This is a genomic window from Marinobacter alexandrii (assembly GCF_005871205.1).
Taxonomy (GTDB): domain Bacteria; phylum Pseudomonadota; class Gammaproteobacteria; order Pseudomonadales; family Oleiphilaceae; genus Marinobacter; species Marinobacter alexandrii.
Genome location: NZ_SWKM01000012.1, coordinates 786,927 through 798,473 on the forward strand (window position 1 = coordinate 786,927; position 11,547 = coordinate 798,473).

Below are 11,547 nucleotides of genomic sequence, written 5' to 3' on the forward strand. Positions count from 1 at the left end.
GTTGTCCGGAGACCGTCATGGTAAATCCCGAAGAGTCGAACACCGAAACCACCATGCGCCATGTCAGCTATGACCGGTTTGGCGAGCGCGATGTCCTGCAGGTGAAGACGTCGGACATTCCGCAGCCCGGTCCAGGCCAGGTGCTGGTTCGCGTTCATGGTGCTGGTCTCAACCCCATCGACTGGAAGACCCGTAAGGGGCTTGGCTTCGCCGCCCGACAGATTGAAAACAGTCTGCCCTGGACTCCGGGTTACGACGTGGCGGGCGAAGTGGTCGAAGTCGCCGAAGACGTGACGACACTGGCGCCTGGGGATCGGGTAATGGGCATGATCGGGTTTCCAGAGGGCGGCGGTGGTTACGCCAGTTATGCCGTCGCCGGAGCCGATGAGTTTGCCATAGTGCCGGAGGAATTGGACCTGCTGGCCGCGGGGGCCTTACCCCTGGCGGCACTGACTGCCTGGCAGGCGCTGTTCGAGGTGGCCAAGCTGGATTCAGGACAGAAAATCCTGATTCACGCCGGTGCCGGTGGGGTTGGGCATTTTGCTGTTCAGTTTGCGCTGGAGCGGGGTGCCCACGTGGTGGCCACGGCGTCCGCGGCGAACCGGGATTTCCTGGCCGAGCTGGGTGTGCACGAAGTCATTGATTACCGAACCACCGACGTTGCTGAAGAGTGCTACGGCCTTGATGTAGTGCTTGATCTGGTGGGCGGTGAGGAAGGTAAGCGGTCGCTGCATACCCTGGGAGAGCATGGCGTGCTGGTGACCATCCCGACGGTGACCGCCGATGAGATCATTAGTGCCGCCGAAAACATGGGCTTGCGGGCCCACGGCATGACCGTGCGTCCCGATGTCTTCCACCTGGATGAAATTGCCGAGCTGATCGAGGATGGAGATGTCCGGGTGCACCTGGATCAGGTCTTTCCCCTTGATCAGGTTGCCCACGCCCATGAACTGCTCGAAGGCGGTCACGTGCGCGGCAAACTGGTCCTGGACTGCCGCTGAGGGCTCAGGCCCCTTGGTTACCCTCTTTTTCCGTCTCTGAGCTCTCGGTTGCACTGTTGCTCGGGCTTTCTTTAGTGGCAGTGCCATTGCTTGCCTGTCCGTCCCGCTCCTTGCGCTCCTTTCGGGCCTGGGGAGGGACCAGGCTGATCAGCATCCAGTCTTTTTCCGGTTTCAACGTCTCCATGTCCATCACCGGCATAACGTGGCCCTTGCTGTCGAACACGAACAGTACCAATGCCTGGCGCTGGAACTGGTTCAGGAAGTCGTCATAGCTGAACTCGTCGCTGAGCTGGGTAGTGCGCACTGTGTAGTCCTGGCTCGCCAGGCTGGCCAGTTTGGCGTAGCTCACGCCACCGAACAGGCCCCGGGTCATCTGGATTTTTTCGGCGGTCTGGTGACGCGCCTTCTGGTCCTGATCGCCTTCCGCGAGGCTGAATACGCTGTGGTTCCCGAACCAGTCCAGGAAGTGGTAGGTGGCCAATGAGTTCATGTGCTTGTAGGGCGAAATCACCAGCAGGTTGCCGATACCTGTCAAGTCCAGATGGGTTGAGGCGTGTTCCGACACCGGGTTGCCGAAATAGGTTTGCAGGTTTTCCATGCGCGCCTGACGCACGTTCTCCCAGTTGGTGTCTGCCAGGGTGACCGGCACGTCGGATTTCTTCAGGGCCAGGCCGATCATGCGTGCGACCGGGTTAGCCCCGAGCACCAGGAATCCGTATTCCGCCGGCTCGTCCACTTTCAGCATTTTCGCCACCGGGCGAGCGGTCAGGCTCTGCAGTGTCACGGTGGCAATGATCAGCATGAACACCAGCGGCACCAGGGTGCCGGCACTCTCGTAGCCCAGTTTCTGCAGTTGGAAGGCAAACAGGGCCGAGACCGCAGCCGCGACAATGCCCCTAGGGGCAATCCAGCTCAGGAACAGTTTTTCCCGCCAGTTCAGCTTGGTGCCAATCGCCGACAGGAAGATGCTCAGCGGCCGGGCCACCAGCATCAGGATCGCCAGCACCAGGGCCAGCCCCCAACCGAGCTCGGCAATGGCACTGAACTCCACGCGGGCGGCCAGAATGATGAACAGGGCGGAAATCAGCAGAACGCTGAGCGACTCCTTGAATTCGAGAATGCTCTCGATCGGCACCTGCTTCATGTTGGCCATCCAGATCCCCATTACGGTAACCGTCAGCAGGCCGGACTCGTGGGCGATTTCATTGGACAGGGCGTAAACGCCAAGCATGAAGGTGAGGGTGCCGGCATTGTGCAGGTACTGCGGGACCAGGTGCTTACGCAATACCAGGCCATTCAGGTAGCCGGCAATCGCACCAATCAGGAAGCCGACCATCAGGGTCTTGCCGAAGATGTAGAGCGAGTGGCCAAACACGTTGCCCTGGCCCCAGGAGATAATGCCCTCGAACACTAGTACCGCGAGCAGCGCACCGACCGGATCGATGATGATGCCTTCCCAGCGCAGGATGTTGGCCAGGTTGGATTTTGGTCGGACCGAGCGCAGCAGCGGTGCAATCACCGTGGGGCCGGTAACGATGGAAATGGCGCCAAACAGCAGTGCTACCGGCCAGGATACATCCAGCAGCCAGCGCACTGACAGAGTGCCGATGATGCAGGTAACGATGGAGCCAACCGGAATCAGGTTGCGCACCATTTTGCCGTGGCCACGGATTTCGGCCAGGCGCAGGGTCAGGCTGCCTTCGAACAGGATGATGGCGACGGCGAGAGAGATCACCGGGAACAGCAGCTCACCAAACACCGCCTCCGGCACCAGGAAACCGAAGAACGGGCCGGCGGCAATACCACCGGCGAGCAGAAACAGGATTGCCGGCATCCTGACCCGCCAGGCCAGCCATTGGCAGAACAGGGAGAGAACGCCGATGCTGGCAAGCAGCAGGACCGTGCTAATGGGCATAATGGGGGCAAATCCTTTGGGTTATTGGTTGGCGCGTCTGGCGATCCGGTTCAGCAACCGGGAAGCCGCAAAGAAGCCAAAACTGGCGGTGACCGGGCTTGACGCGCCAAAACCGGAAGCGCAATCCAATCGCACTGGGCCATCGGTTGCCGGTTTCTGCAAGCATACTTCGCCGTCCCCGGCAGGATATGTCAGTTGCTCCAGCGAGTATACGGCCTCAATACCAAAACGGCGCTTTGGGTTGCGCGAAAAGCCATACTCCCGGCGCAACAGGTTCCGCACCTTGGCCAGCAGCGGGTCCTGGGTGGTCTTGCTCAAATCCGCGACCTGAATCTGAGTTGGGTCCATCTGGCCACCGGCACCACCGGCGCAGACCAGTGGGAGCTTGCGGCGCTGGCAGTGAGCGATCAGGGCGGCCTTGGCCTTGACGCTGTCGATGGCGTCGACCACGCCGGTCATCGCCGGAGTGATCAGCTCAGCGACGTTCTTGGTGGTCAGGAAACCGAAATGCACCCGGATATCAGCCTGGGGATTGATTGCCCGCAGGCGGTCCGCCATGGCATCGGTCTTGGTACGACCGTACTGCTGCTCCAGGGCATGAAGCTGGCGGTTGGTGTTGGACACGCAAATGTCGTCCATGTCGATCAGGGTGATGGTGCCGATTCCACTACGGGCGAGCGATTCGGCGGCCCAGGAGCCCACGCCCCCCAGTCCGACAATGGCAATGTGGGCGGACCGAAAAGCCTCCAGGGCGCGATGCCCATAGAGTCGTTCAATGCCACCAAAGCGAAAGGCGTAATCGTCGGCGTTCATGCGGCCTCCGGTCAGGTCCGGTGTGGGACCGGACGGAATCAAAGAGCGCAATTGTAACCCAGAGCGGGGTCACACCGCAGGTGTTGCGGCACATAGGTGGTGCAGGATGTCATCGTAACAATGGGTGCGGTCAGGGCCGATTGGCCCTGACCGATTCTGACCTTATGCGGCCCAGTGGTCGTCGTCGAACGCCATCAGGCTGTCTTTGCCAGTCTTGATGTCGCCCAGCAGCCAGTGAATTTCCGGCAGCAGTTTCTCAAAGTAGAAACGGGCGGACACCTGCTTGCTCTCCAGCAGCGGCTTGTTTATGCCATCCGCTTCCAGCTGCTGTCCGGCAACACCGGCCATGCGCGACCAGAGGTAGCCGATCACAGTCAGGGCCATCAGGCGCAGGTACGGGGTGGCGGCGGAGCCGGCCTGTTCGGGATCGCTCGGCGCGTTGCTCGCCAGCCACATGGTGGCTTCCTCAAGACACTTGATGGCGTCTTTCAGCTCTTCGCGATGAGGTGCTTCCGGGTTGTCTTTGAGGTAACCGGTGAGCACACCGAACAGGCTGCGCACCAGCTGTCCGCCCTTCAGGCTGAGCTTGCGGCCGACCAGGTCCATGGCCTGAATGCCGTTGGTACCCTCGTAGATCCGGGCGATGCGGCCATCACGAACCAGCTGCTCCAGCGGCCAGTCGGTGGTGAAACCGGAACCGCCCAGTACCTGCAGACCGGTGTTGGCGTTGTTGAAGCCCTCATCGGTCAGGAAAGCCTTGACCACCGGCGTCAGCAGCTGCACCAGATCATCCGACGATTCACGCACTGCCTCATCGGTGTGGGCCACTGACAGGTCCAGGTGGTGGCCGGTAAACAGTGCCAGGGCACGCATGCCTTCGTTCAACACTTTCTGGCGCATCAGCATACGACGCACGTCGGGATGCACGATGATCGGGTCGGCTGGGCCGTCCGGATTCTTGGGGCCACTCAGGGAACGGCTCTGCAGACGCTCGCGGGCAAAGCCCAAACTCTCCTGGTAAGCCATTTCGGCCAGGCCCAGACCCTGCATGCCCACCATCAGGCGGGCTTCGTTCATCATAGTGAACATGGCACGCATGCCGTCGTTGGGTTCGCCCACCAGCCAGCCTTTGGCGCCTTCAAAATTCATCACGCAGGTGGCAGAACCCTTGATGCCCATCTTGTGTTCCAGACCGCCGCAGAACGCCGGGTTGCGCTCGCCGGTGTCCGGCAGGACCTTGGGTACCACGAACAGGGAGATGCCCTTGGTGGTGTCGGGCGCACCGGGCAGCTTGGCCAATACCAGATGGACAATGTTGTCGACCAGGTCGTGCTCACCACCGGTGATCCAGATCTTGGTGCCTTCGATGGCATAGCTGCCGTCGTCGTTCGGGGTGGCGCGGGAGCGGATCAGGCCCAGATCAGTACCACACTGGGGTTCGGTCAGGCACATGGTGCCGGTCCACTCGCCGGAGATGAGTTTCTCCAGGTAAACCTTTTTCAGTTCGTCGGAGCCGTGGGCGTGCAGGGCGCTGATGGCGCCGTGGGTGAGGCCTGGGTACATGCCCAGCGAGAGGTTGGTGGAGCAGACCATCTCATCGACGACAAATTTAAGGGTGTGGGGAAGTCCCTGGCCGCCGAATTCCAGCGGTGCGTCCAGGGCAGTCCAGCCACCTTCGACAAACTTCTTATAGGCTTCCTTGAAACCTGCGGGCGTGATCACCGCATGGGTCTCGGGATCGTAGCTGCAGCCTTCGCGATCGCCAACCTGGTTGGTGGGCTGAATTACTTCCGCTGCCAGCTTGCCGGCTTCGTCAATGACCGCAGAAATCAGGTCGGGAGTGGCGTCGGCGTATTTTTCCAGCTCGTGGAGCCGGTCTGCACCCAATACATCAAACAACAGAAAGCGAAGATCGTTCGCGGGAGCCTGGTATTGCATGGAGTACTCTCCTCAGTGTGCTTCTTTATCTTGAGACCCCGAGCCAGTGGCCCGTGATCTTGTGGTGTCGAGTTGTGTTTGATCGGAACAGGTGATTCATACGCCCGTTTTAATATCCCGGTTCACAGGCGCCAGCAGTCCAGCCGTTAAACTGTTCGTATTTCCTACAGGATTTGAGCGCGCGGCTTGAGGAACAGCCGGGGCGTTGAAGTGTTTACACCAGTGGGAGAGTCACCATGAAACGAGTGCTGATAGCCGGCGTATCGGGAGCCATTGGCGCTGCGTTGGCAGAGGCCATTCTGGCCGAGTACCCGGACAGCCGGGTAGTTGGCTTGTGCCGGGACCCGGGTCGGGCGCCCGAGACGTTGCACCACTCCGATCGGGTCACCTTAGTGCCCTGGGACGCCAGTGACAGCGGTTCTTTGGCTTCGGTTACTGATGCGCTGGAGTCCGTGTTCCCGGCGCGAGAGGGTATCGACACCGTTGTTTACGCGGCTGGCTTGCTGCATTCCGACACTGTGTTCCCGGAGAAGCGCCTCGAAGACCTGTCTGCCAATGCCATGACCCAGGCCTTTGCGGTCAATGTCACCGGGTTCGGCCTGCTGGTGCAGGCGCTTATTCCCTGGCTCAGGCACAAGGAGCTGAAACGGATAGCGGCGATTTCGGCGAAGGTGGGTTCCATTACCGATAACCGACTGGGCGGCTGGTACGCCTATCGCAGCTCCAAGGCGGCGCTGAATATGCTGGTGCGGGGTTTGTCGGTGGAATTGCCGCGCCGGTGTAAGCCAGTGGCCTGTGTGGCGTTGCACCCGGGCACCACCGAGTCGGCGCTCAGTGAGCCGTTCCGGCAGTCGTTGGCGCAACTGAAGGTGCACACGCCGTGCCAGACCGCAGAGAATCTGCTCAAGGTCATCGGAGACGTGACTGATGACGACAACGGCCGCTTTCTCAGCTGGGAGGGTTCGGAATTGCCCTGGTAGGTTCGATGGGCACAAAAAAGGGCGATCAATGATCACCCTGTCTCGTTTACAGCCTGAAGCCAATCAGCGAATGAACGGGTTCAGCATCCGGGTAAAGGTGCCAGTGAGCTTAACCGGAGCGCTGAGCACCGATAATGTAATGCAATCTTCACAACCGACCGCAACTGGCTTGTGCTCATCCTGATCGTTAAGCACGACAAAATCCCACTGGTTGAACACGCCTTTCTGATCTGCAAACGCACCTTGCAGAACGATGGTCGTTTCTTCCCCGCGATGGGTGTGTGCCGGCGCCTTGCCGCCTGCCGCCAGTTTCTGCAACACAACCTGTTCGGACTGACCCGGGAACCGATCGGTAATGTCCAGCACGCTGACGTCGCCCAACTGCCGCTTCCACGGCAGCTTGTTGATGTCGTCGCCGAGCAGCTTCTGCAAGGCACTCATGCGTGGCGCCGTGGCAACCTTGGCTGCTCCCGCCGGCTCACTGTCGATCATGGAGAGAATGCTATCAAACATGCCCTCGGAAACAGACACCTTAGGCTGTTGTTCCATCATCACCGCACCCAGACTGTCGAGCGTATCGACACGGCTGCGGCAATGCGGACATTCGTCCAGATGCAGCCGAATGCACAGAGCATGCGGCTCGCTCAAATTGCCTGCGCTGTATTCCATCAAGCTCAGACTGTCGGGATGATGACGTGTCATACGTTTTGATCCTGCAATATCACTTTCAGCTTGTTCAATGCCAGGCGCACCCGGCTTTTCACCGTACCAAGGGGAATGTTCAACTCATTCGCCACCATCTGGTGCGACTTGTTCTCCATGTAGACCTTGGCGATCACGGTAATCTGTTCTTCGGGCAAATGGCTCAGCGATTCCCGAATACGACGTTCTGACATGAGACGATGCAGGGACGTAACCGGTTCATTTTCATTGTCCCCCGGGATCTGCCAGAGATCCTCGGTTTCAACCGGCATCTCTGCGCTGGTGCGCTGCATCTTTCGGAGCATGTCGATGCGCTGGTTCCGGGCGATGGTGAAAATCCAGGTTGAGGCGGCAGCCTTGCGCCAATCATAGAGGCAGGATCGACGCCAGATGGAGACAAAAACTTCCTGGACCAGCTCTTCAGCGTGGCTGGCCATTCCGTTTGCCATGGCGTAGTACTTGATCTGCGGACCAAAGTGCTCGAAGAGAGCGTGGTAGGCCGCGCGATCCTGATTTTTGCCCACTTTCTGCAGCAACTGGCTCCAAGGGTCTTTTCTTCCTTCAGAGCTAGCCGGCTTTTGCTCCAGTGTGCTCACTGGACGCTCCTTGACAGTTACATGATTTGAACTTGTTCTAGCCATCATTCTATGCACTCGTCCCGGGTTTGTCAGTTTGGGTAATTACGGGCCGGATCTGACTGTGGATCAGTGCAAGCACGAAAAAGAATGATGAATGAGGTCGGCACCGGGCGCTTTCCGGGAGGCGCCGGGTTCATTCTTCCAGGTAGGTGTAGCCCTCCAGGCCTGCAGTCAATTCTGCCAGCAACTGTGTCCGCTGGCTCTCGGACAGGTCACTGGCGTCGAATTTCCGCCGGTAGGTCTGCAGCAGGGCCTCGGGCTCGAAGTTGACGTAGCGCAGCACCTTGGAAACGGTATCCCCGGTGATCGGCTGACCAATGCTGAAGCCGCCCTCCAGGTTCAGCTGGACGTCCACCGAATGGGTGTCCCCAAACAGGTTGTGCATGTCGCCGAGAATTTCCTGGTAGGCCCCGGTCATGAAGAAGCCCATTAGCAGTGGCTCGCCCGGGGTTTCCTCCGGCAGTGGCAGGGTGGTTTCGGTGCCCTGGCCGTCGACGTACCGGTCAATGCGGCCATCGGAATCGCAGGTGATGTCCTGGATGACGGCGCGGCGATTCATCGGCCGGTTCAGGCCGCTGATGGGCATCACCGGGAAGATCTGGTCAATGCCCCAGACGTCCGGAAGTGACTGAAACAGTGAGAAGTTCACGAATAGTTTCTCAGCCAGCTTCTCATTCAGTTCGTCAATGATCTCCCGGTGCGCCCGATTGGCCGAATTCAACTGGTTTCGAAGCAGACGGCAGCAGCGGGTGTAAAGGGTTTCGGCGTCGGCCCGTTCCGGTAGCGACAGCACACCATGGGCGAACTGGCCATGGACGTCGGCCATGGCATGGAGCACGTCGTGGTAGATCTCGGCCAGCGAGCGAGGGGTGTCTGAATCCTCCAGGCTGAGCAGATCCCGCCATAAGTCATGCAGCGGCCCTGGTGCTTCCGGCGATGGCTGCTCGGGGGTGCGATCCTGGGGTACTTCCTGGTCAATCACGTTGGTGACCAACACCGAATGATGCGCGGTCAGGGCTCGGCCCGATTCACTGATCAGGTGCGGATGCGGAATGCCGTAACGGTCGCATTCGGTCTGCAGGACATGAATCACGTTGTAGGCGTATTCGTGCACGCTGTAGTTCATTGAGCAACTGCTACGGGAGCGGGTGCCCTCGTAGTCCACGCCCAGGCCGCCACCGATATCCACAGTATCGATGGGCGCGCCCAACTGGCGCAACTCGCTGTAGAAGCGTGCGCATTCCCGCAGGCCGGTCTGGATGTCGCGGATGTTGGCAATTTGCGATCCCAGGTGAAAGTGCAGTAACTGCAAGGTGTCGAGGGCACCGGCCTGGCGCAGAGTGTTGACCACATCCAGTACCTGGCTGGCGGACAGCCCGAACTTGGATTTCTCGCCGCCGGTGTTCTGCCAGTTGCCCTTGCCAATGGTGGCCAGGCGGGCGCGGACACCAATCAGTGGCGACACGCCAAGATCCCGGGCTTCGTCCAGGATCAGCGGCAGTTCCGACTGTTTTTCCACCACGATGAAGACCCGGTGACCCAGCTTCTGGCCGATCAGTGCCAGACGAATGTATTCCCGATCCTTATAGCCGTTGCAGACAATAACCGAGCCGGGCTGTCGGGACATGGCCAGAACCGCCATCAGCTCGGGTTTGCTGCCGGCCTCCAGGCCGATCTGGCCCTGGCTAGCGGCCGGTTCGGCCGACAACAGCTCTTCCACGACCCGGCGCTGCTGGTTGACCTTGATCGGGTACACCGCAGTGTACTGGCCCTGATAGCCCTGATCGCCGGCGACCTTGTTGAAGGCGCCGCACAGTTTATTGACTCGATCATGCAGGATGTCGGTAAAGCGGATAAGCACGGGTAGCTGGATGCCGGATTGCAGCAGTGACTCGGTCAGGTCCGGCAGATTGATGCGGGCCGGACTGAGGCCCCGATCCGGGCGGATCAGCACCTCGCCCTGCTCATTGACACCGATGTAGCCATCGCTCCAATGGGCAATGTTGTAGACCTTGTGGGCAGCAGTGCCGCTGGATTCGCTCATGCTTGCTATCCTTTCAGAAAACCGGGGCCGGCGAGATGGAGGCAGGTGCGGCCGGCTGTATGGTCGCCATTGTATGGATTCCGCCCGCCGGCTAAAAGAACCGGGTGTGGAAACTACAGGGCAAGTCCGGCGATTAAAGCTTTAGCTGCCGGAGTGGCATGCCTACAATACGCCCTTTAACCCGGCTCATGGACCACAGCAGGAGAAGTACGATGACGGCATTGAACGAAGGTTGGTTTACCGAAGTATTTCAGGATCAAGGGACGGCGTTTTCCCTGCAGGTGAAGAACAAGGTGCACGAGGAGCAGACGCCGTTCCAGAAGCTGGAAATCTATGAAACCGAAACTTTCGGCAACCTGATGGTGCTGGATGGTTGTGTGATGCTGACCAGCCGGGACAACTTCCTGTACCACGAGATGATGACTCACCCGGCCCTGTTCACCCACAAAGACCCGCGCAAAGTAGTCATCATCGGCGGCGGCGATTGTGGCACCCTGAAAGAAGTGCTCAAGCACCCGGGCGTGGAAGAAGCCTGGCAGGTGGAAATTGATGAGCGGGTCACCCGGGTTTCGGAGAAGTACTTCCCGGAGCTGTGTGAATCCAACGGCGATCCCCGGGCCAATTTCTTCTTTGGTGATGGCATCCAGTGGATTCGAGACATTGAGCCCAACAGCCTCGATCTGATCATCATCGACAGCACCGATCCGGTCGGTCCGGCCGAAGGCCTGTTTGCCCTCGATTTCTATCGTGATGCCATGCTGGCCCTGCGTGACGGCGGCCTGATCGTGCAGCAGAGTGAATCCCCGCTGTTGCACACCCGCACGATCATCAAGTCGATCCATGAGGATATGCGCAAGGCCGGCTTTGATCACGTCCAGACCCTGCCATTTCCGCAACCGGTTTACCCCACGGGCTGGTGGAGTTGCACCATGGCCGGCAAGGAAAAGCCGGTACGCTATTTCCGGGAGGAGGATGCCGAGAACCGTCCGTTTGTTACCCGCTACTACAACCCTGGAACCCATCACGGTGCCCTGGCGATGCCTCAGTTCATGGTTGATGAACTGGAGGATCATGTCATTCCTGGTGAGGGCTGAGCCGGCGCCCGCACTCGAACCTGTATCCTGATCAGGCTTGTTTCAGGGCTGTCATTCTTTCCCGCTATGAGCGGCCCGTTGCTTTGATCAAGATGATCTCTACGGGCCTGGATGGATTGACTAGACTGATGGGGCAGTGGGAATTGATCGGAGATAGCGGCCACGCCAGGAGAGGGAGCCATGATGGTGCGACAAGGGGAGTCTGAGAAAAACTGGTTCCGGTCAGAGCGGCTGAGTTCGGTAAACGGTGAGTATTTCTTTGAAACCCGGGAGGGTTCAATAGAAGGGCCTTTTGAGTCTGAGCTAGAAGCTTTACTGGAATTGCGATTGTATCTGCAAAAGGCTGAGTACCAGTCGTATTTGACCCAGCCAGCACACTAAAGTCTGACCATGAAAAAAGGCGCCTCGAAGGGCGCCTTTTT

Annotated in this window: 10 protein-coding genes; 4 read left to right on the top strand and 6 right to left on the bottom strand. The window is 59.4% G+C overall.

Features of this window, described 5'->3' with window-relative positions; all coding sequences use genetic code 11:
- Window positions 1-17 precede the first annotated feature (17 nt).
- On the top strand, window positions 18-1,001 hold the full coding sequence (locus tag FCS96_RS10560; protein WP_138440298.1) for an NADP-dependent oxidoreductase: 984 nt from the start codon (window positions 18-20) through the stop codon (window positions 999-1,001).
- Between the two features lie 4 nt (window positions 1,002-1,005).
- Here the strand turns inward: FCS96_RS10560 and FCS96_RS10565 are convergent, their stop codons facing one another.
- From FCS96_RS10565 to FCS96_RS10575, 3 genes are all read right to left on the bottom strand, one after another.
- Entirely contained in the window at window positions 1,006-2,916 is a 1,911-nt protein-coding gene (locus FCS96_RS10565; protein WP_138440299.1) for a cation:proton antiporter, read from the bottom strand.
- Between the two features lie 21 nt (window positions 2,917-2,937).
- On the bottom strand, window positions 2,938-3,729 hold the full coding sequence (gene tcdA, locus FCS96_RS10570) for a tRNA cyclic N6-threonylcarbamoyladenosine(37) synthase TcdA (protein WP_171040736.1): 792 nt from the start codon (window positions 3,727-3,729) through the stop codon (window positions 2,938-2,940).
- 162 nt (window positions 3,730-3,891) lie between these two features.
- The gene (locus FCS96_RS10575; protein ID WP_138440300.1) at window positions 3,892-5,667 is read right to left on the bottom strand and encodes an acyl-CoA dehydrogenase C-terminal domain-containing protein; all 1,776 of its coding nucleotides are present in this window, start codon (window positions 5,665-5,667) and stop codon (window positions 3,892-3,894) included.
- A 236-nt stretch (window positions 5,668-5,903) separates the two neighbouring features.
- Here FCS96_RS10575 and FCS96_RS10580 point away from each other — a divergent pair, with 236 nt between their 5' ends.
- Window positions 5,904-6,647: an SDR family NAD(P)-dependent oxidoreductase gene (locus FCS96_RS10580; protein WP_138440301.1), complete on the top strand. Its 744-nt coding sequence runs from the start codon at window positions 5,904-5,906 to the stop codon at window positions 6,645-6,647.
- 63 nt (window positions 6,648-6,710) lie between these two features.
- Here the strand turns inward: FCS96_RS10580 and FCS96_RS10585 are convergent, their stop codons facing one another.
- The 3 genes from FCS96_RS10585 to speA form a co-directional block, all read right to left on the bottom strand.
- Complete coding sequence (locus FCS96_RS10585) at window positions 6,711-7,349, bottom strand: ChrR family anti-sigma-E factor (RefSeq protein ID WP_138440302.1); 639 nt, start codon at window positions 7,347-7,349, stop codon at window positions 6,711-6,713.
- Window positions 7,346-7,945 carry a sigma-70 family RNA polymerase sigma factor gene (locus tag FCS96_RS10590; protein WP_138440303.1) on the bottom strand — a complete coding sequence of 200 codons (600 nt, stop codon included), beginning with the start codon at window positions 7,943-7,945 and terminating at the stop codon, window positions 7,346-7,348. The genes FCS96_RS10585 and FCS96_RS10590 overlap by 4 nt, the downstream gene beginning before the upstream one ends.
- A gap of 175 nt (window positions 7,946-8,120) precedes the next feature.
- Window positions 8,121-10,031, bottom strand: a complete 1,911-nt coding sequence (gene speA, locus FCS96_RS10595) for a biosynthetic arginine decarboxylase (protein ID WP_138440304.1) — start codon at window positions 10,029-10,031, stop codon at window positions 8,121-8,123.
- A gap of 212 nt (window positions 10,032-10,243) precedes the next feature.
- On the opposite strand from speA, the gene speE reads away from it, so the two are divergent.
- Window positions 10,244-11,125, top strand: a complete 882-nt coding sequence (gene speE / locus FCS96_RS10600; protein ID WP_138440305.1) for a polyamine aminopropyltransferase — start codon at window positions 10,244-10,246, stop codon at window positions 11,123-11,125.
- A 183-nt stretch (window positions 11,126-11,308) separates the two neighbouring features.
- Window positions 11,309-11,506, top strand: coding sequence for a DUF6316 family protein (locus FCS96_RS20230; RefSeq protein ID WP_407658099.1), 198 nt, complete (start codon window positions 11,309-11,311; stop codon window positions 11,504-11,506).
- The last annotated feature ends 41 nt before the right edge of the window (window positions 11,507-11,547 follow it).

What these genes read in the sequence shown, in the direction of transcription:
- FCS96_RS10560 (WP_138440298.1), top strand. Translation starts at nt 18, where the DNA reads ATGGTAAATCCCGAAGAGTCGAACACCGAAACCACCATGCGCCATGTC.
- FCS96_RS10565 (WP_138440299.1), bottom strand. Translation starts at nt 2,916, where the DNA reads ATGCCCATTAGCACGGTCCTGCTGCTTGCCAGCATCGGCGTTCTCTCC.
- tcdA (WP_171040736.1), bottom strand. Translation starts at nt 3,729, where the DNA reads ATGAACGCCGACGATTACGCCTTTCGCTTTGGTGGCATTGAACGACTC.
- FCS96_RS10575 (WP_138440300.1), bottom strand. Translation starts at nt 5,667, where the DNA reads ATGCAATACCAGGCTCCCGCGAACGATCTTCGCTTTCTGTTGTTTGAT.
- FCS96_RS10580 (WP_138440301.1), top strand. Translation starts at nt 5,904, where the DNA reads ATGAAACGAGTGCTGATAGCCGGCGTATCGGGAGCCATTGGCGCTGCG.
- FCS96_RS10585 (WP_138440302.1), bottom strand. Translation starts at nt 7,349, where the DNA reads ATGACACGTCATCATCCCGACAGTCTGAGCTTGATGGAATACAGCGCA.
- speA (WP_138440304.1), bottom strand. Translation starts at nt 10,031, where the DNA reads ATGAGCGAATCCAGCGGCACTGCTGCCCACAAGGTCTACAACATTGCC.
- speE (WP_138440305.1), top strand. Translation starts at nt 10,244, where the DNA reads ATGACGGCATTGAACGAAGGTTGGTTTACCGAAGTATTTCAGGATCAA.
- FCS96_RS20230 (WP_407658099.1), top strand. Translation starts at nt 11,309, where the DNA reads ATGGTGCGACAAGGGGAGTCTGAGAAAAACTGGTTCCGGTCAGAGCGG.